The 18,535-nt window shown below is 67.5% G+C and carries 18 protein-coding genes; 4 read left to right on the top strand and 14 right to left on the bottom strand.

Annotated features, from left to right (window positions below; all coding sequences use genetic code 11):
• Positions 1–10: 10 nt before the first annotated feature.
• The 5 genes from ACIRRA_RS09280 to ACIRRA_RS09260 all read right to left on the bottom strand — a co-directional run bounded on the left by ACIRRA_RS09280 (position 11) and on the right by ACIRRA_RS09260 (position 6,816).
• Positions 11–1,729 carry an ABC transporter substrate-binding protein gene (locus ACIRRA_RS09280; protein WP_402765246.1) on the bottom strand — a complete coding sequence of 573 codons (1,719 nt, stop codon included), beginning with the start codon at positions 1,727–1,729 and terminating at the stop codon, positions 11–13.
• Between the two features lie 17 nt (positions 1,730–1,746).
• Positions 1,747–2,964, bottom strand: coding sequence for a protein translocase subunit SecF (gene secF / locus ACIRRA_RS09275; protein WP_402765244.1), 1,218 nt, complete (start codon positions 2,962–2,964; stop codon positions 1,747–1,749).
• Positions 2,965–2,966: 2 nt separating this feature from the next.
• Positions 2,967–4,664, bottom strand: a complete 1,698-nt coding sequence (gene secD / locus ACIRRA_RS09270) for a protein translocase subunit SecD (RefSeq protein WP_402765241.1) — start codon at positions 4,662–4,664, stop codon at positions 2,967–2,969.
• 102 nt (positions 4,665–4,766) lie between these two features.
• Positions 4,767–5,141, bottom strand: coding sequence for a preprotein translocase subunit YajC (gene yajC, locus ACIRRA_RS09265; protein ID WP_402765239.1), 375 nt, complete (start codon positions 5,139–5,141; stop codon positions 4,767–4,769).
• 181 nt (positions 5,142–5,322) lie between these two features.
• Positions 5,323–6,816 (bottom strand): flavin-containing monooxygenase, encoded by a 1,494-nt coding sequence (locus tag ACIRRA_RS09260; RefSeq protein ID WP_402765237.1) that lies wholly within the window; start codon positions 6,814–6,816, stop codon positions 5,323–5,325.
• A gap of 57 nt (positions 6,817–6,873) precedes the next feature.
• Between ACIRRA_RS09260 and ACIRRA_RS09255 the strand changes: the two genes are divergently transcribed.
• From ACIRRA_RS09255 to ACIRRA_RS09245, 3 genes are all read left to right on the top strand, one after another.
• A complete protein-coding gene (locus ACIRRA_RS09255) occupies positions 6,874–7,539 on the top strand; it encodes a TetR/AcrR family transcriptional regulator (RefSeq protein ID WP_357008056.1) in 666 nt (221 codons plus the stop codon).
• 96 nt (positions 7,540–7,635) lie between these two features.
• Positions 7,636–8,196, top strand: coding sequence for a DivIVA domain-containing protein (locus ACIRRA_RS09250; protein WP_402765234.1), 561 nt, complete (start codon positions 7,636–7,638; stop codon positions 8,194–8,196).
• Between the two features lie 94 nt (positions 8,197–8,290).
• Complete coding sequence (locus ACIRRA_RS09245) at positions 8,291–9,073, top strand: hypothetical protein (RefSeq protein ID WP_402765232.1); 783 nt, start codon at positions 8,291–8,293, stop codon at positions 9,071–9,073.
• A gap of 869 nt (positions 9,074–9,942) precedes the next feature.
• Here the strand turns inward: ACIRRA_RS09245 and ACIRRA_RS09240 are convergent.
• The 3 genes from ACIRRA_RS09240 to ACIRRA_RS09230 form a co-directional block, all read right to left on the bottom strand.
• Positions 9,943–11,265 carry a DUF222 domain-containing protein gene (locus ACIRRA_RS09240; RefSeq protein WP_402765229.1) on the bottom strand — a complete coding sequence of 441 codons (1,323 nt, stop codon included), beginning with the start codon at positions 11,263–11,265 and terminating at the stop codon, positions 9,943–9,945.
• Positions 11,265–11,393 (bottom strand): hypothetical protein, encoded by a 129-nt coding sequence (locus ACIRRA_RS09235; protein WP_402765226.1) that lies wholly within the window; start codon positions 11,391–11,393, stop codon positions 11,265–11,267. The genes ACIRRA_RS09240 and ACIRRA_RS09235 overlap by 1 nt, the downstream gene beginning before the upstream one ends.
• Positions 11,394–12,085: 692 nt before the next feature.
• Positions 12,086–13,060 (bottom strand): GlxA family transcriptional regulator, encoded by a 975-nt coding sequence (locus ACIRRA_RS09230; protein ID WP_402765224.1) that lies wholly within the window; start codon positions 13,058–13,060, stop codon positions 12,086–12,088.
• A 69-nt stretch (positions 13,061–13,129) separates the two neighbouring features.
• Here ACIRRA_RS09230 and ACIRRA_RS09225 point away from each other — a divergent pair, with 69 nt between their 5' ends.
• A complete protein-coding gene (locus tag ACIRRA_RS09225) occupies positions 13,130–14,098 on the top strand; it encodes an NADP-dependent oxidoreductase (RefSeq protein WP_402765221.1) in 969 nt (322 codons plus the stop codon).
• Between the two features lie 82 nt (positions 14,099–14,180).
• Here the strand turns inward: ACIRRA_RS09225 and ruvB are convergent, their stop codons facing one another.
• The 6 genes from ruvB to ACIRRA_RS09195 all read right to left on the bottom strand — a co-directional run bounded on the left by ruvB (position 14,181) and on the right by ACIRRA_RS09195 (position 18,478).
• The gene (ruvB, locus tag ACIRRA_RS09220; protein ID WP_402765218.1) at positions 14,181–15,269 is read right to left on the bottom strand and encodes a Holliday junction branch migration DNA helicase RuvB; all 1,089 of its coding nucleotides are present in this window, start codon (positions 15,267–15,269) and stop codon (positions 14,181–14,183) included.
• Between the two features lie 6 nt (positions 15,270–15,275).
• The gene (gene ruvA / locus ACIRRA_RS09215; protein ID WP_357008029.1) at positions 15,276–15,881 is read right to left on the bottom strand and encodes a Holliday junction branch migration protein RuvA; all 606 of its coding nucleotides are present in this window, start codon (positions 15,879–15,881) and stop codon (positions 15,276–15,278) included.
• A complete protein-coding gene (gene ruvC / locus ACIRRA_RS09210; RefSeq protein ID WP_402765928.1) occupies positions 15,878–16,447 on the bottom strand; it encodes a crossover junction endodeoxyribonuclease RuvC in 570 nt (189 codons plus the stop codon). The genes ruvA and ruvC overlap by 4 nt, the downstream gene beginning before the upstream one ends.
• Before the next feature lie 114 nt (positions 16,448–16,561).
• Positions 16,562–17,008, bottom strand: coding sequence for a hypothetical protein (locus ACIRRA_RS09205; protein ID WP_402765215.1), 447 nt, complete (start codon positions 17,006–17,008; stop codon positions 16,562–16,564).
• A gap of 97 nt (positions 17,009–17,105) precedes the next feature.
• Positions 17,106–17,630 (bottom strand): O-acetyl-ADP-ribose deacetylase, encoded by a 525-nt coding sequence (locus ACIRRA_RS09200; RefSeq protein WP_402765213.1) that lies wholly within the window; start codon positions 17,628–17,630, stop codon positions 17,106–17,108.
• A 95-nt stretch (positions 17,631–17,725) separates the two neighbouring features.
• On the bottom strand, positions 17,726–18,478 hold the full coding sequence (locus ACIRRA_RS09195; protein ID WP_379385415.1) for a YebC/PmpR family DNA-binding transcriptional regulator: 753 nt from the start codon (positions 18,476–18,478) through the stop codon (positions 17,726–17,728).
• Positions 18,479–18,535 lie beyond the last annotated feature (57 nt).

The raw sequence follows: 18,535 nt of genomic DNA, 5'->3' as shown, positions 1-18,535 counted from the left end.
ACCACGGCTCTCACCGTTTCAGCACCCAGAGATCCATGTTCCAGCCCGCTCCCGCCTCGGTGGGACTGGCGATGCCGTTCTCCATACCGTCACCGAACCCGATGGTGCGGGGGGCGGCGAACAGCGGAATCGACGGCATCTCGCTCCAGAGCAGGTTCTCCTGCTCGGTCAGCAGGTTCAGCACGGTGCCCGAGTTGTCCTCGGCCGCAAGCTGATCCGCGACGGAATCGTAGCGGCCGTTGCCGAACCGGCCGAAATTCAGGCCCGCGCCGGTGCGCAGCGACGCGATGGCGTCGGTGCCGGTCAGCGAACCCGACGGGCCCGGCATGCCGGCGGTGCCACCCAGGATGGCGTCGACCTTGCCGTCGGTGAGCTGCGAAGCGGTGAAATCCGGTGCGCCCGCGTCGACCACGGTGATGCCCGCTGCCTTGCAGGCGTCGGCGATGGCGGTCACCGTGGCCGCGCGCCGCTCGTCCGGCTTGACGTAACCGATGCGCACGGTCTGGTTCTGGACACCCGAGGACGCCGCCGCCTGGGTGGCGGTGGCGTCACCGCCCTTGTACTTGTCACCCGTACCCGAGATCGCCGGGTAGTACACCGAATCCTGTTGCACCGTCCGGGAATTCAGCAGGCCCGCACCCAGTCCCAGTTTGACGTCGTAGCCCGGGTGCCCGAACTTGTCGAACAGCGCCTGCCGCGGCACGCACAGCGCGAACGCCCGGCGCGCATCCGCCGAACCGAACACCCCGCCGGTGCTCAGCACCAGCTGCTCGACCCCGCGGCCCGGCAGATTCTCCTTATGGAACCCGCCCAGATTCACGTCGCCCAGCGACCCCGCGCCCACATCGAGCACGCCGATCGACTTGTCCGACACCTTCGACTTCAGGTCGGAGTGCCGGTCCCACACCACGATCCGCGGCGTCCGGGGCTGATTGCCCCACCACTTCTCGTTCTTGACCAATACCAGACCGTCCTTGTCACCGAACGAGTCGATCCGGTAAGGCCCCGAGGACGGCAGCAACGTCAGGTCCACCTTGCCCGGGGTGAGCTTCCAGCCGTTGTTCCAGAAGTCGGCGATCCGCTCGAGGGTGGGCTGATCCCCCGTCTGCACCGGCGTCACCACGCTCGGGATCTTCACCTGCGCAGCGATCACGTGCGCGGGCATCACCTCGGCGGCATTGAACAGCGTCTTCCATGCCGAATAGCGCTTGCCCGGCCGGAACACCACGGTGGCGTCCTTGGATCCGGGCTGGCAGTCCACCCGCTCGATATCGCGGTAGCCGTCGGTGCTCGCGGCGTCGAACAGCGGCGCCGGCCCGCCCGGACCGGCCTTGGTGAATCGTCCGCTGCGCGCCGCCCAGGTCAGTACCAGATCATCGCAGGAGGTCGCCACGCCATCGGAGTAGACGCCCTCCGGGGCGAGGCGGTACTGGATGGTCTGTGCGTCGCCGGGCACCTCCTTGGCGGTGCCGGTGTCGGTGTCGGCCACCGGCTGCCCGTCCGGGCCGGTATAGAAGAACCCGGTCAGCACCCGCGAGAACACCGCGGCGGCGCCGCTGTTCGCGCCCAGGGTGCTGCCGCCGTTGTAGCTGGCGACGACCGCATCCACGCCGTACCCGATCGAGGGCACCTGATTCTTGCTGGAGCACCCGGCCAGCGCGCCGGCGGCGAGGGCACCCGCCACCAGCACGACGGCGGTCCGGCGCACAACCCTGTGGTCTTGCTTCACCGTCGCACCCCCTGCGCTCAGTGCCGTCGCTGCTGTCGTTTCCCACTCGGCCGGGCCCCGGGCCGCGGCGCCCCGGCACTCTGACTGCGCGGCGCGTGGTCGTGTCCGAAACCATTGGCGTCGGCCTCGCGGCCCGCGGCGCCGGCCACCGCGCCCACCCGCGCCTTCGCGCCACCGGAGCGGCGGTTGAGCACCTTCTTGGTGTGCGCAGCCACCGGACCCCAGGTCTCCTTGAGCGTCACCAGCACCGGCACCGCGAAGAAGATGGACGAGTAACCACCCACGATCATGCCGACCAGCTGCACCAGCGCCAGGTCCTTGAGGGTGCCGACACCGAGCAGCCACACCGCGACCACCAGCATGCCGATGATCGGCAGGATGCCGATGACGGTGGTGTTGATCGAGCGCATCAGCGTCTGGTTGGCCGCCAGGTTCGCCTTCTCCGCGTACGTGTGCTTGGTCAGGTGCAGGACACCGCGGGTGTTCTCCTCGACCTTGTCGAAGACGACCACATTGTCGTAGAGCACATAGCCCAGGATGGTGAGCAGACCGATGACCGCCGCCGGCGTCACCTCGAAACCGACCAGCGAGTAGATGCCCGCGGTGACGATCAGGTTGAAGAACAGCGAGCCGACCGCCGCGAACGCCATATCACGTTCGAAGCGAATCGCGATGTACAACGTGGTCAATCCGACGAACACCACCAGCGCCAGCAGCGCCTTCTTGGTGACCTGGCCACCCCAGGTCCCACTGATCTCGGCGACGCTGATGGCATTGCGGCTGGCCTGGCCGTTGGAGTCCTTCGGATGGAAGGTGTCGAACAGCGCGGTCTGCAGCTTGTCGGCCTGCTCGACACTCAGTGTGTCGGAACGGATCTGGATGGTCGCCGAGGACCCCGAGCCCGCCTTCTGCACGGTGACCGGGTCGTGGCCGAGCGTGGACCGGTAGACGTCCTCCACCTTCGAGGTGGTGACGCTGTCCGAGGCGGGCAGCTGGATCCGGGAGCCGCCCGCGAAGTCGATGCCCAGGGTGAAGCCCTTGAACACCATGCTGGCCACCGCGATCGCGATCAGCGCCGCCGCGATGCCGTAGTACACCTTGCGTTTGCCGACGATCTCGAAACCACCGGTACCGGTGTAGAGCCGCTCGAACAGGCTGAGCCGCTTGCCTGCCGACACGGCCTCGTAGTCGAGCTCGGAGTCGGAATCCACGACGACGGGAGAGGACTTGGCCATGATCACGCCTCCTTCACCAGGACGCCGGCGGTGGCCTTGCGTTCCTGTGCAAGCTCTGTAATAGCGCCCAGGCCGTTCACCGACGGCTTCGCCCAGAACGGCGAGCGCGAGACCAGCATCATCAGCGGCGAGGTCACCAGGTACAGGACGACGACGTCGAGCACGGTGGTGACACCGAGGGTGAAGGCGAAGCCCTTCACCTGGCCCGCGGCCAGCGCGTACAGCACGGCGGAGGCGATGAGCGAGACCGTCTTGCCCGACAGGTTGGTGCGCTGCGCGCGCTGCCAGCCGCGCGGGACCGCGGATCGGAAGCTGCGGCCCTCCCGCATCTGGTCCTTGATGCGTTCGAAGAAGACGACGAACGAGTCGGCCGTCATACCGATACCGATGATCAGACCCGCGATACCGGCCAGGTCGAGGGTGAAGCCGATCCAGCGGCCCAGCAGCACGATCAGCGCGTACACCGCCACACCGGCCGCGAGCAGCGAGAAACCGGCCAGGAAGCCGAGCATGCGGTAGTAGAGCAGGCAGTACAGCAACACCGCCACCAGGCCGATGGCACCGGCGATCAGACCGGCGTGCAGCGAGGACATGCCCAGGGTCGCCGAGACCGTCTCGGCCTCGGAGGTGCCGAACGACAGCGGCAGCGAACCGTACTTCAGGGTGTTCGCGAGCTCCTTGGAGGTCTTGGCGTTGATACCCGGACCGGAGATCGCGGTGCTACCGCTGAACTGGCCGCCCTCCTTGATCACCGGCGCGGAGACCACGCGGGAGTCCAGGGTGAAGGCGATCTGCTTGCCCACGTACTTGTTGGTGAGGTTGCCCCACTGGTCGGTGCCGCTGGACTTGAACTGCAGGCTGACCACCCACTGGGCCTGCTGCAGCACGCCGGAGGCGTCCTTGATCTCGGTGCCGTCCATGACGGACTTGTCGAGCAGGTAGACGGTGGTGCCGTCGGTGCTACAGGTCACCAGAGGCAGGTTCGGATCGTCGTTACCCTGCAACGGATCCGATTTGGAGCAGTCCAGCGTGGCCATGGCCTGCAGCTGGGCGTTCTGATCGGTGCTCTGGCGGGCCGCCTTGGCGGCCGCGATCTCCTGTGCGGTCTGCTGCTGTCCACCCGGCTGCGCCGGCGTCGACGGCGGGGTGGTCGGGGCCTGCGCCGGGAACACCCGGTTCTGCGGGGCCTCACCGGTCGTCGTGGGGGCCGGAGCCTCGGCCGTGGCCGGGGTGGTCTCGGCAGGCGTCGGCGTCGCGCTCGCGCTCGGCGATTGCTGCGGCTGGGTCTGCTGCGGCTGCTGGGCCTGCTTTCCGCCCTGCGCGGGGGCGCTCTGCAGCACCGGGCGGAAGTACATCTTGGCGGTGGTCGCCAGCGTTTTCGCCTGTGCGCCATCGGAACCCGGCACGGTGATCACCAGATTGTCGCCCTCGATGACGACCTCGGAGCCCGCCACGCCCAGACCGTTCACGCGCTGCTCGATAATGTTCTGCGCCTGCTTGAGGCTGTCCTGGCTCGGCTTGCCGCCGTCCGGGGTGCGGGGCGTCAGGGTGACGCGGGTGCCGCCCTGCAGATCGATGCCGAGCTTCGGGGTGTGGTGCTTGTCCCCGGTGAAGAAGATCAGGCCGAACATCAGAGCCACCAGCGCGGCGTAGATGCCGAGCAGGCGCAACGGGTGCGCCGTTCCCTGAGAAGGTGGCACAGTACTTATCTCCTAGGCGGATTCGAAGGTGGAACGATCTGGGCACACACCGCAGCGCCACCGGCCGCCGGGAATCCGGTGCGGCCGATGGCGCGGAGTATGTCAGTCCTTGGTCAGCCGCGGCGCGTCGTCAACGGCTTCGGGGGCGGCGACGTGATCGTCGGCAACGCCGTTCGAAGACGCGGCTTCGGTGGTCTCGGCGGTGGTGTCCTCGGTGGCGTCGTCGTCGTTGCGCACCTCGCGGATCGACTGCCGCAGCCAGGTGGTGACGACTTCCTCGGCGATCTCCAGATCGACGGTGGTGTCATCGAGCTCGACCACGGTGCCGAAGAGCCCCGACGTGGTGACGACCCGGTCGCCGACCTTCAGGCTGTCCTGCAGCTCGGTGACCTTCGACATCTCCCGCTTCTGACGGCGGACACCGAGAAACATCGGGATGAGCAGGGCAACCAGCAGTAGCGGCAGCAGAAGGTCCATCGTCGAAGTCAGCCCCTAGTAAGTGGTCGGTTGGGTGCGTTTCCAACACAGTCTGCCAGTAATCCCTGAGAGAATGCGCGGCGACCTGTTCTAGAGTCCACGCCCGTTCGCGCAGGGCTGATTCATCCTGTTCCCCCAGCTGCGCGGTCGACCGCCGACTCTGCCGACCGCGCAGTCCCACTCAGGCCGGCTGCTGCCCGTAGGTGTAGTCGTCGAGTGGGAAGGTGGTCGCCTCGCGGTGGGCGTTCAGGGTGCTTGTCGGGCGCAGCAGCGCGGCCTCACCGTGCTGGTTGAAGTAGTAGCTGCGGGCCGTGGCGCACTGGCCGCCGTAGAAGACCGATGACTCCAGTTTCTCGGTGACGCGATCCAGGAAATCGGCATTGGCGCGCTCGGTGACCTCGAAGACCCGCTCGCCGCGGCGGAACATCTCACCGAACAGGCGCGCCATGTGCTTCATCTGCGCCTCGATGGTGGTGAAGTAGGACAGGCCGCTGTAGGAGTAGGGGCTGTTGAGGCTGACGAAGTTGGGGAACTTCGGCACCGTGATGCCCTCGTAGGCCTGGAAGCGGTTGTCGCGCCAGAACTTTCCGAGATTGCGGCCGTCACGGCCGATGATCTCGATGGCCGGGAAGTTGACGTCCCACAGGTTGAAGCCGGTGGCCAGGATGAGGGTGTCGATCTCGGTCTTGTGGCCGTCCGCGGTGACGATGCCGTCGGGCTCGATGTGGTCGATGGAGTTGGTCTCGAGGCGCACGTGCGGCTGGTTGAAGGTCTTGAAGTAGAGGTTGGAGAAGGTGGGGCGCTTGCAGCCGAAGTCGTACTCCGGCGTCAGCTTCTTGCGAGTCTCCTTGTCGCGCACCTGGGTTCGCAGATGCGCCTTGGCCAGCACTGCCGCGGCCTTGTTGAGCGGCTTGGCCTCCTTGAAGTGCAGCACGCCGACCACCATGAGCGCCTCCAGCATGGAGGTGTTGATCAGGCGAGCGGCCTTCTGCGTCAACGGAACTCGCGCGAACAGCTGCTGCACCGCGGGCGGGATCGGGGCGTCGATCTTGGGGACGACCCAGATCGGGGTGCGCTGGAAGACGGTCAGCGCCTGCGCCCTCTCGGCAACCTCCGGGATCAGTTGGACGGCGGTCGCGCCGGTGCCGATGATGGCGGACTTGGTTCCGGTGAGATCGACCTCGTCGTCCCACGCGGTGGTGTGGATGATCTTGCCCGCGAAGGTGTCGATACCCGGGAACGGCGGAGTGTAGGGCTGCGACAGGAATCCGGTGGCGGCCATCAGGTAGCGCGCGGTGAGCGATTCACCGTTCTCGATGGAGACCACCCAGTGCTGCTGCTCCTCGTCCCAGCGTGCACCCCCGACCACCGTGTCGAACCGCATCCGTCGACGCAGGTCGTACTTGTCGGCGACGTGCTCGGCGTACTTCTTCAGCTCCGAACCCGGGGCGAACAGCCGCGACCAGTACGGGTTGGGCTCGAAGGAGTACGAGTAGGTGACCGAGGCGATGTCCACGGCCAGGCCCGGGTAGTGGTTGACATGCCAGGTGCCGCCCAGGTCGTCCTCCCGCTCGAGGATGACGAAATTGCTCAGGCCGAGCCGATCCAGCTCGATGCCCGCACCCATACCGCCGAATCCCGCGCCGACCACGATGGCGTCGTACTGAGGTGCCACGCCGAACCTCCTGCAAGAACTGTGTTCGAACAAATGAAATGATGCACATGTCACGGAATGACATCTCATTCCGTTTGTGAGAACCGTATCATCGGGCTCGTGACGAAGCCATCCTCGAGAATCGAACGGCGCAAGGCCGAACTCCGGCAGGAGATCATCGACACCGCGTTCGCGTGTTTCGCCGAGCGGGGCTACCACGCCACCGGTATCGCCGACATCGCCGCCCAGCTGGGTATCGGGCACGGGACGTTCTACCGGTACTTCGAGAACAAGCGCGACATCATCGACCATGTCATCGACGACCTGTCCGCGCGGATCATCGAGTCGCTGGGGACCGACAATGCCCCCGACGCCGCCGACAGCCTCGAGGAGTATCGCGCGCAGGTGGATCGAATCGGCGACGCGTTGAACCACATCTTCCTCGAGGACCGGCGGGTGGCGCAGCTGCTGCTGTTCCAGGCAACGGGCATCGACACCGAATTGACCGCGCGGCTCTACGGATTGCTCGACACCGCCGACACGCTGACCGCCGGCTACCTCGAGCACGGGGTCGAACGCGGTTATCTGCGTGCGGATCTCGACACCGTGAACACCGCGCGAGCAGTGACCGGCATGCTGCTGGCCGCCATCCTGCACGGCATCCGGACGCCCGATGCGCAGGCGGTCGACGATCTCAGCCACGCCATCCGGCATCTGCTCATCGACGGCGTCCGCAAGCACTGAGCCACCCGGTACAAACGGACCCGTTTGTCCGGTGCGGCCGGATTCGGCTGGGGGCGGAGGTAATTCGGACAGGAAGCCATTGGCACAATGGCCTGTGTGACCCCAGACGACGTCCGCCGCACCCGGTTCGGCCACGCGCCGTCCGGGCCCCACGGCTACCACCCGGCCCAGGTGGACGCCTTCTGCGCACGCATCGCCGACACCATGCTCGGCCGCGACCATCTGAGCATCGCCGACATCCGGCACATCGAATTCGACGGTCCCCCGCCCGGACATCGCGGCTACGACATCGACGAGGTCGACGACTTCCTCGACCACGCCTGCATGGAACTGGAATACCTACGCCGCGGCCGCGGACGCCTCCCCGCCGGCCGCACCCACGACACCCTCACCCACGACGACGTCCTGCGCATCCAATTCTCCGCTCCCCCTTACGGTTTTCCGGGCTATCCGGCCGACGAAGTGGGCGCGTTCCTCGACCGCCTGGCGGCGACCCTCGCCCACCACGGCCCCAACGGCCTCACTCCGAAGGATGTCCAGGACATCACCTTCCACCTCGCCCACGACGGCGCGCCCGCCTATCACCGCGAGGAGGTCGACGCCTTTCTCGACCTGGTGGTTCACCAGCTCGAGGAGTCCGAAGCATCCCGGCACTGACACTCGAAGGTGGAGAAGAATCTCCATCGGACGTCTCACGCGTAGGGACCTTGGGCCCTGCCTCCGGAGGAGCCGGCGCAACAGACTGATCGTCATGCGTAGACGATTCGAGTTGGCCTTCAACATGTCCTATCTGGCGATCATCTGGGGGCTGGTGATCGCCATGCGGCGCAATCGCGACCGGGTTCCGCGCGAGCAGCGCGAAACCGCGGCGCGATTCGAGGAGGCGTTCACCCTGCTGGCGACCGGGGACACCGCCCATCTGGCGCTGCGCGCGGTGTCCATGGCACGCGGCGAGGACCGCGGGTATCTGAGCCTGCGGGGACAGCGGGCGAGTCTGATCGGGCTCGGAGAGATGGCCACCTCGATCACGATCACCCTGTTCTATGTGCTGTCACTGGATGCCTGGCGACTGCGGTTCCGGCGCTCCTGGGACGGATTCACCAGATCGCTGCTGGGGCTGTCTTTCGTGCGATTGATCCTGCTGGCCACACCGTTCAACAACTGGGACAGAGACGAGACGCCCGCCGGGTACGGCGTGGACCGCAATCTCCCGCTGCTGGCCGTGGGCGCCGGCGAGATGTACCTCATGCGCCGCGAAGCCACTCGCACCGGCGACCGCACCTTCCTCTTCCTCTCCGACGCCATGGCCGCGTCGTTCGCCTGCTACCTGCCCGTCATCCTGTGGGCTCGCCGCATCCCCCAGCTGGGTCTGCTCATGATTCCCAAGACCCTCGCCTACCTCGCCATGGCATTCCGCGTCTACGCCGACTTCTTCCGGGGCACACCGGAATCGGCCGCCCCGGAACCGGTGACCCCGGCAGCCGACGCCACCGTCACCCCGGCACCGTCGTCGCCGGCCGTGTCGCCGAGCTGACCGGTGCCACCGGCGGCCTGCGGTGTGCCCAGGGGACAGCGCGCTCGATGGCCGCGCCCAGGCGAATGACGGTGGCGTCGTCGAGGTGGCGGCCGAGGATCCGGAGTCCGACCGGGAGGCAGGTGTCGGTCCAGCCTGCCGGAACGCTGGTGGCCGGCTGGCCGGTGAGATTGCCGGATAGTTGAAACCGATCCAGGCGGGGTCGGAAACCGCTGTGCCGTCGAAGGATTCGGGACCGGACGCATGACCGCCCACACCGCCCGCGTGCAGGAGGTGATCCGGAGTGACGAAAACCCGAGAGACAAAAGCTAAAAGACCAAAAGATTAAAAGAAGAGACGCCTGGAGAAGGGAGGGGGCCGGGCTCACGTCCGCGCCCGCACCTACCGGCCCTCTCACCTTCGGAGCCGCATGTGGGGTTATTGGGGGAGGTATTCCTTCAGATCCCGGGGGTTGGGGTCGCCACGTGATGGCTTGCGCGCCTTGGAGACAGTGCTGATCGGTAGTGAAGCCGGGGATCGACCTTGCGGCAGGCGGCAGTGCGGTGAGGACCGGTGAGCCAGCGGGGGCGGGGACCACCGGCGGTCACGGAGGCGGTTGCGGCCGGAATCGCGGTCGCATTGGTGGTTGCAGTGGCGATGGCGGTGCCGGTTGTGGTGTCGGCGGGAATATCACTGTGAGCGTTGCGGGTTCGGAGATCAGCGGTCAGTTCGCGGTGGGAGTGTCTGTAAAGGTGATGCGTGCAGTCCGTGCGCCGGGATCGGCGGGTGACGGCTCCCAACCCGGCGTCAGCGCAAGCCCGGCAGGGCAGGCGACGTAACCACACTTCCCCGTCCCTGCGCACACCAGCAGCACACGAACGGGCCGGGAATCACGCCACCCGTGAACCCCACCTCAGGCGACTGGATTCGATCGCAGTCGCGACCCACGGCCCCGCGTGATGTCTGTCGTTCACGCGCGGGGTGCCGGTGGGGTCGAGACGTTTCGGGGCAATCCACCCGGTACGCCCCCGATAGGGGGAATCCTTGCCCATGAAAACGGTTTTCCAACCCTCCGCACTGTCGTTGACCAGCGCGTGGCAGTGATCGCAGGCCAGGGTCAGGTTGGTCAGATCGGTGGGGCCGCCTTTGGCCCAGTCGGTGATGTGGTGCGCCGCGCACATCGACGCGGGCGCGTCACATCCCGGGCGGGTGCAGCCTTTGTCGCGGGCAATCAACGCCAACCGCTGAGCCGGGGTCGCCAGGCGCTGGCAGCGACCCAGGAACAGCGGCAACCCGTCCGCATCCAGGACCGCCAGCACCGGGCGGGTGCCCTCGGCCAGCTTCAACGCCTCGTCGATGCTCACGTGGCCGCCCGACGCGGTCGTCGCGACCCCAGCCCCACGCTCGAGGTCAGTGACGGACATGGTGAGGATGGCCTGCACCGGCAGGCCGCGGTGTGAGCCGAGTTTGGCGGGGTCGATGCCGGGCTGCAGGAGCGCGACCAGCGCGTCGTGGGTGCGCTGACCGGCATCACGCCGGTCACGACGCGCGGCGGCCTCCAACACCTTCGAATCGACGACCTTGACTGTGGCAGCGAGGCTTTCGGGATCATCGATATTGCACATGCCCGGACGCGCAAGCTTCGCGAAAACGGCGTCGAGCAGCGCGCGCAGCTCCGGGGTGATCCAGCCTTCGATCCACGACATCCCGTCCACACCGGGACGACCCAGGATCAAGCCGCGTCTGCGACGGCGGTCGGCGTCGGAGACGACCTTCCCGTCCGGATCGACGCGCGCGAGGATGTCGCGGCCGATCTTGGGCAGGTCATCGGGCCACCCGACCCGGGAGTGCCCGACCAGGATGTCCTCGGCTTCGGCGCGGGTCTCGGCGGGGATGTCGGTGGGCAGACGGGTCATCACATCGATGATGTTGCGCACGTGATCGCGCGAGATATCGCCCGCCTCATAGGCTTCGGCGGCCTTCTCCAATCTCGCGGGGCACAGGTGTCCGGTGGGTTCGAAGAACTCGCCGCATTGCATGGCGATCTTCACCCGCACCGACGCGTCGTACTTCGACAATCCCAACGCCTGCCGCAGGAACGTCACCACATTCTTCGCCCCGCTCGACGCGGGCAGTGAACGGTTGCACGCTTCGATGATCAAACGTGAATCCAATGCGGACAGTTGACGTTTGCAGGTTTCGAGCCGCTGCATCAGTCCACCACGTCACCGTCGGAGAACGGGTTCAGGTTGCCGTGGAGGACGGAATTCGACAGGGTTTCGACGGCGGCGGCCAGGTCGGCGATGCCGCACGTATCGAGTGTTTCCCCCTCCGAATCCATGTACTCATTCTACCGCCTCGCAATCATCCAGAGAACCCGAATTGTCCAGTATCACTTGCCTTTTCGATTGCAATGTCGGATAAGGGTTCAATCCATACCGGGCGCCCCAATCGAACACAGACCATTTGGAATTCCATCAATATCCGCCAGCGGAAAGGTAATGGCAGGTGCGCCTGCGACGGAGTAGCGGTCCCTCACTGCCGCGGTGTGTCCGCCGAGAACGGCCGGTGGCGCGGACCAGCGGCGCACCCAGTTCACGCCATACCCGCCGATCGAAATCCGTTGCCCGATCGAGGATCTGTCTCACGATCGTCATCAGGCACGCTCGAGGACGCTTCCTGCCAACTCGATCGCGGCATGGTGGGCGAAGGGCGACCCGTACCTCGCCGTGCATCTGGTCTACCGCCTGCGAGATGGTGAAATCCGCTGCGGCGCTGAGATACAGGCACGCCTGCTGCAGGTCGGCGTCGAACATCGAGACCACCAGTTCCACCGCGTTGCGGACGCACACCTCGAGCGCCCAACGGCGGGCTGCGGGCCGGGGATCGGCTGCCGTCGGAACGCGAGCTGGCCGCGAATACGAACGTATCACCGGATCTACGAGGCCGTGGCGGCCCACGACAGCGCGGCCGCGCTGTCGCCATGGAACGGCACCTGCGGGAGGTACGCGAACTCAGCACCGCGATGAGCGCTCAGGCGCCCACCGTCACCTCGGTACGGAAGGTGCGCCGATAGGCCAGTGGCGAAACACCGATGGCCTCGTGCAGGTGCTGCCGCAGGGAGGCTCCGGTGGCGAAGCCGACCTCCCCGGCGATCCGATCCACGGAAAGCTCTGTGGTCTCCAGCAATTCGCGGGCACGGAACACCCGCTGCTGAATCAGCCACCGTCCCGGGCTCATCCCGACCTCGTCGCGGAAACGACGGGCGAAGGTACGGCCGCTCATGCGCGCTCGATCCGCGAGGTCGGCCATGGTCAGCGGCCGGTCCAGATTCTCGAGCGCCCATTGACGAGCGGTGGCCGTGCCCGCGGCGCTCGGCGGAGGCACCGGCTGTTCGATGAACTGGGCCTGGCCGCCTTCGCGCCAGGGCGGGACGACGCAGCGGCGGGCGACCATATTGGCGACTTCGCTGCCGTGGTCGGCGCGAATCAGGTGCAGGCACAGGTCGACTCCGGCGGTGGCGCCGGCGGAGGTGAGGATGTCGCCGTCGTCGACGTAGAGGACGTTCGGGTCGACGTGAACCCTCGGGAAGGTCCGCCGGAACCGGTCGGCGAAGTTCCAGTGGGTGGTCGCGGGCCGATCATCGAGCAGGCCCGCGGCGGCGACCACGATCGCGCCGGTGCAGATGGAGACCAGCCGCACGCCTGGGCGGATGGAGGCCAGTGCGTCCGAAACGGCCTGCGGCAGGCCATTTTCCAGGATCGGCACGACATCGCACGGCGGAATCACCACGGTGTCGGCGGTTTCCAGCAGGCTCGCATCGTGCGCGACCGCGACGTCGAAGTCGGAACTGCTGCGCACCGGCCGCCCGTCCAGCGAGCAGGTGATCACCTCGTACAGTCCGTCGGCGGTGCCGAACACCCGGTTCGGGATGCCGAGTTCGAACGGGTAGACCCCGTCGAGCGCCAGGACGACGACCCGGTGCGGCTGTGCCTTCTCCGACTGCATGGCACGATTCTATCGAATATTGGCAATCGTGCCATTTTCTCCCCGCTCCCCCGGCGGCAAGCTGGAGGCATGAGCGAGAAGGAGATCATCATCCCCACCACCATGAAGGCCATCGGCCAGGACGTGCTCGGCGGTCCCGAGGTCCTGCACGAGGTGGAACTGCCCGTGCCGCAGCCCGGTCCGAGCGAGATCCTGGTACGGGTGCGCGCCACGGCCCTGAACCCGACCGACTGGGGCCACCGCCGCCGTACGGGCCTGTTCCTGCCCCCGCCCCCGTTCGTGCTGGGCTGGGACGTCTCCGGCGAGGTGGTGGCGACCGGGATCGGCGTCACCCTGTTCAAGCCCGGCGACGAGGTGTTCGGCATGCTCCCCTACCCGCACGGGCACGGCGCGGCCGCCGAATACGTCACCGGACCGGCCCGGGCCTTCGCCCGCAAGCCCGCCAATCTCGACCACGAGCAGTCCGCCGCCATCCCGCTGGCCGCCCTGACCGCCTACCAGGCGCTGGTCGACACCGCGAATGTGCAGGCCGGGCAGCGGGTTCTGATCCACGCCGCCGCCGGCGGTGTGGGACACTTCGCGGTGCAGATCGCCAAGGCGCGCGGCGCGTACGTGATCGGCACCGCCAGCACCGCCAACCACGATTTCCTGCGCGGCATCGGCGTCGACGAGGTGATCGACTACCGCACCACCGATTTCGCGGACACGGTCCGCGATATCGACATGGTCCTCGACCCCATCGATGCCGACCACGCCCAGCGGTCTCTGCGCACACTACGGCCCGGCGGCATTCTGGTTTCCCTGCGCGCCAATGGCGGTGACCACTACAGGGCCGATGCCGAGAAGCTCGGCGTGCGTGCCGAAATCCTGCTCGTCGAGGCCGATCACACCGGGATGGAGGCACTGCGCGAGCTCGCCGAATCCGGCGCGCTGCGCCCCACCATCGCGGGGTCTTTCCCGCTCGCCGACGCCGCCGAGGCCCATGCTCTCGGCGAGACCGGCCGTACCGTCGGAAAGCTCGTCCTCACCGTCGGGTGAAGTAGCAATAGAACCGCGCCGACCGCCGGAGAACGGCAAGCGGCGCGGTTTCTATTCGCGGAAGTTCGCACCCGTGAACGGTTTACGGCTCGAACAGGTCCATCTGGGGCTCGTGACGCCGCACTTCGATCGATCCGAAAACCAGGTCCGGCGGCGGGACCAAGCCGAGGTGCTCCCACGCCGCCGCGGTCGCGATGCGGCCGCGGGGCGTGCGGGCCACCAATCCGGCCCGCACCAGGAAGGGTTCACACACCTCCTCGACCGTGGCCGCTTCCTCGCCGACCGCGACGGCGAGGGTCGAGACCCCGACCGGGCCGCCGTTGAAGCTGCGGATCAACGCGCTCAGCACCGCGCGGTCGAGGCGGTCCAGCCCCAGTGCGTCCACGTCGTACACCGCCAGTGCGGCACAGGCGATTTCACGCGTGACAAGTCCGTCGGCCTTGACCTCGGCATAATCACGGACACGCCGGAGCAGCCGGTTCGCAATTCGGGGCGTGCCACGGGAGCGGCCCGCGATCTCGGCCGCGGCATCGGACTCCAAGCGCACCCCCAGGATTCGCGCCGAGCGCTCCAGAATCCTCTGCAGCTCTTCGGGTTCGTAGAAGTCCATGTGGCCGGTGAAGCCGAAGCGGTCGCGCAGTGGGCCGGTCAGCGCGCCGGAGCGGGTGGTCGCGCCCACCAGTGTGAACGGCGCGATATCAAGGGGAATCGAGGTCGCGCCAGGGCCTTTGCCGACCACCACGTCGACGCGGAAGTCCTCCATGGCCAGGTACAGCATTTCCTCGGCAGGCCGGGCCATGCGGTGGATCTCGTCGATGAACAGCACGTCGCCCTCGACCAGATTGCTGAGCATGGCGGCCAGGTCGCCCGCGCGTTCCAGCGCCGGGCCGGAGGTGAGCCGCAGCGCGGTACCCAATTCGCCGGCGATGATCATGGCCATACTCGTCTTGCCCAGCCCCGGCGGCCCGGACAGCAGCACGTGGTCGGGGGTGCCGCCGCGCAGTTTCGCCCCGCGCAGCACCAGCGCCAGCTGTTCGCGCACGCGCGGCTGCCCGATGAAGTCGTCGAGGGACTTCGGGCGCAGGCTGGCCTCGATCTCGCCGTCGGATTGCAGATAGCCTGCGCTGACGGCGGATTCGGTGTCGTCGATATCGTCGAACTCGTCGGTCATGACGGCCTATCGATTCTTGCCCAGCAGCCCGAGCGCCGTGCGCAGCGCCTGCGAGGTGCCGATGCCCGGCTGGTCGGCCAGCACGGCGTCCACCGCCCCCTCCGCCTGCCGGGCCGGGAAGCCGAGCCCGATGAGAGCGTCCACCACCTGCTCGCGCACCGGGGTGGCCACGGGCGCGGGCCCCGATCCGGGCGGGCCGGACTGCACCGGAACCAGATTCACCTTGTCCCGCAGCTCGACCACCATCCGTTCGGCGCCGCGCTTGCCGACACCCGGAACCCGGGTCAGCGCCGCCACATTCGATTCCGCGAGCGCCTTGCGCAGCGCCTCCGGTTCGAGCACCGCCAGCACGGCCATGGCCAGCTTCGGTCCCACCCCGGACACGGTCTGCAACAGCACGAACAGCTCCCGCGCCTCGGTGTCGGCGAAGCCGAACAGCGTCATGGAGTCCTCGCGCACGATCATGGTCGTGTAGAGCCGGGCGTCCTCGCCGCGGGTGAGCCCGGCCAGGGTGGCCGGGGTGGCATTGAGCCGGTAGCCGACCCCCGCCGCCTCGATGACCACATGGTCGAGCCCGATCTCGAGTACCTCGCCGCGTACCGACGCGATCACCGCGTTACCGCCTTCCGTTGCTGGGCAAGCCTTTCCTCGTACATGCGCCGTTGCCGCTCGGCCATCGCCTCCGCCTTGGCCATGCGTTCCAGCATGGGTGCACGCCAGCAGTGGCAGATGGCCAGGGCGAGCGCGTCGGCGGCGTCGGCGGGCTTGGGAGCGACGGCCAGCCCGAGGATACGGGTCACCATGGCGGTCACTTGCGCCTTGCCCGCCGAACCGTTGCCGGTGACGGCCGCCTTCACCTGAGACGGCGTGTGGAAGTGCACCGGGATCTGCCGCCGGGCGGCCGCGAGCGCGATGACGCCGCCTGCCTGCGCGGTGGCCATGGCGGTGCGCACATTGTGCTGGGAGAAGACGCGTTCGATGGCCACGGCTTCGGGCTCATGGGCGTCCATCCATGCCTCGGCGGCGTCGGCGACGAGCAGAAGCCGTTGCGCCAGCTCCATTTCCGGCGGCGTGCGCACCACGTCGACGGCGAGCATGGAGACCTGCCGGCCCATGCTGCCGACGATCATGCTGATGCCGCACCGGGTGAGCCCGGGGTCGACGCCCATCACCCGCACCGAAACCCCTCTCACCATGAACGAACAACTGTTCGAGAGTCTAACGGACCCTCGCGGCGACATTGTCCATCGACACGGCCGGTCGCGGTGCGGGCTCGGGTGATCCGGCCGGAATCAGGAGCCGCTGGGCGCGGGGGCGTCGGGGCGGCGGCGGCCGCTGTTGTCGACCACGGCACTCAGGTAGTCGATACCCGTCAGGTAACTGGGCTCGAACCTGTCGGGCTCCCGCTCCATCGGAGGCGAGTTCCAGGTGCCGTCGGAGTTCATCGAGGGCGTGCCGGGGCGGAACCCGCCGGACACCCAGTGGCCGGTGCACCCGACCTGCAGCTGTTCGGTGGTGTGGCTGTTCACCCAGACCGACGTCTCGTACCCGTCACCGAATCCCGAGCAGTGCACCCGCACCTGGATTCGATAGATGTCGTCGGTGTCGTTGCGGCAGCTGCGATCACTGCACGAAACTCCTTCGGCCAGATCCGTCGCGAATGCCGCCGGGGCCAGGGCACCAGCCGCGGCGGTGATCAGGGCCGCAGCGCCCAGACCGACCAGCAACCGTTGAGCCATGTGTGAATCAACTCCTATCGACTGTGACCCGACCCGGGATTCAGCTTGTCGCACAGGAGGTTTGGCGCGCATCGGGGTAAACCCCCAATTCGCCCGCTCAGGCACCCGGATTCGCGGCGAGCGCCGCGGCGAAGATTCGGAACGCCTCGTCGCCGAAAAGCACGAACCGCACCTCCCGTACCCCGGTTTCGGCGCCGCGCACGGTCTCGACGGCGATGCGGGCGCCGTCGTCCATGGGCCAGCCGTACACGCCGGTGGAGATGGCCGGGAACGCCACGGTCTCCGCCCCGAGTTCGTCTGCCACGCGCAGGGATTCGCGGTAGCAGGAGGCCAGCAGCGCGGAGCGGTCCTCGGTCGCCGACCATACGGGGCCGACGGTGTGAATCACCCAGCGGGCGAGGAGGTTTCCGGCGGTGGTGGCGACCGCCTGCCCGGTCTTCAGGCCACGGCCGTACTGGGAGGCCCGCAATGCGCGACAGGCGGCGAGGATCTCCGGTCCGCCCCTGCGGTGGATCGCCCCGTCCACTCCCCCACCGCCGAGCAGAGAGGAATTCGCGGCGTTCACAATGACATCGACCTGCTGCTCGGTGATATCGCCTCGGATGGCGCGCAATTCGGGCACGCCGCGATTCTCGCACCCGGCACCCGTGGAGCCCGGGACATACGACGCGGGCCGCCTCCCGGTTCGGGAAGCGGCCCGCGTCGTTCGGAGCTCGATCAGGCGTCGAGCTCGGCCAGCACCTCGTCGGAGACGTCGATGTTGGTGAAGACGTTCTGCACGTCGTCGCTGTCTTCGAGCGCGTCGATCAGCTTGAACACCTTGCGCGCGGCCTCGGCGTCGACGGCCACCGACATCGACGGCTGGAAGCTCGATTCGGCGGAGTCGTAGTCGATTCCGGCCTGCTGCAGGGCGGTGCGCACGGCGATCAGGTCACCCGGCTCGGAGATGATCTCGAAGGCTTCGCCCAGGTCGTTGACCTCTTCAGCGCCCGCGTCGAGCACCGCCATGAGCACATCGTCCTCGGACAGGCCGTTCTTCTCCAGGGTGATGAGGCCCTTGCGGTGGAACAGGTACGACACCGAACCCGGGTCGGCCATATTGCCGCCATTGCGGGTCATGGCCACGCGCACCTCACCGGCGGCGCGGTTGCGGTTATCGGTGAGGCACTCGATCAGCACGGCGACACCATTGGGGCCGTAGCCCTCGTACATGATGGTCTGCCAGTCCGCGCCACCGGCCTCTTCACCACCGCCGCGCTTGCGGGCGCGCTCGATGTTGTCATTGGGGACCGACGACTTCTTCGCCTTCTGGATGGCGTCGTACAGAGTCGGGTTGCCGTCCGGGTCACTACCACCGGTGCGGGCCGCCACCTCGATGTTCTTGATCAACTTCGCGAAGAGCTTGCCGCGCTTCGCGTCGATCCCGGCCTTCTTGTGCTTGGTGGTGGCCCATTTTGAGTGGCCGCTCATTCCCTACTTCCTCGTTTCAGGGGGCGCTGTCGTTCAAGTGGCAACGTACCCGCCCCG

The organism is Nocardia sp. NPDC101769 (assembly GCF_044766925.1).
GTDB lineage: Bacteria > Actinomycetota > Actinomycetes > Mycobacteriales > Mycobacteriaceae > Nocardia.
The sequence above is the reverse complement of the archived record's forward strand: the minus strand, read 5'-3'. Positions and strand labels throughout refer to the sequence as shown.

Bases quoted from the DNA above. Each gene is read 5' to 3' on its own strand.
- yajC (WP_402765239.1), bottom strand. From the start codon at position 5,141: ATGGACCTTCTGCTGCCGCTACTGCTGGTTGCCCTGCTCATCCCGATG.
- ACIRRA_RS09225 (WP_402765221.1), top strand. From the start codon at position 13,130: ATGAGCGAGAAGGAGATCATCATCCCCACCACCATGAAGGCCATCGGC.
- ACIRRA_RS09235 (WP_402765226.1), bottom strand. From the start codon at position 11,393: ATGGATTCGGAGGGGGAAACACTCGATACGTGCGGCATCGCCGACCTG.
- ACIRRA_RS09195 (WP_379385415.1), bottom strand. From the start codon at position 18,478: ATGAGCGGCCACTCAAAATGGGCCACCACCAAGCACAAGAAGGCCGGG.
- ACIRRA_RS09255 (WP_357008056.1), top strand. From the start codon at position 6,874: ATGACATCTCATTCCGTTTGTGAGAACCGTATCATCGGGCTCGTGACG.
- ACIRRA_RS09245 (WP_402765232.1), top strand. From the start codon at position 8,291: ATGCGTAGACGATTCGAGTTGGCCTTCAACATGTCCTATCTGGCGATC.
- ACIRRA_RS09230 (WP_402765224.1), bottom strand. From the start codon at position 13,060: ATGCAGTCGGAGAAGGCACAGCCGCACCGGGTCGTCGTCCTGGCGCTC.
- ACIRRA_RS09240 (WP_402765229.1), bottom strand. From the start codon at position 11,265: ATGCAGCGGCTCGAAACCTGCAAACGTCAACTGTCCGCATTGGATTCA.
- ACIRRA_RS09205 (WP_402765215.1), bottom strand. From the start codon at position 17,008: ATGGCTCAACGGTTGCTGGTCGGTCTGGGCGCTGCGGCCCTGATCACC.
- secF (WP_402765244.1), bottom strand. From the start codon at position 2,964: ATGGCCAAGTCCTCTCCCGTCGTCGTGGATTCCGACTCCGAGCTCGAC.
- ruvB (WP_402765218.1), bottom strand. From the start codon at position 15,269: ATGACCGACGAGTTCGACGATATCGACGACACCGAATCCGCCGTCAGC.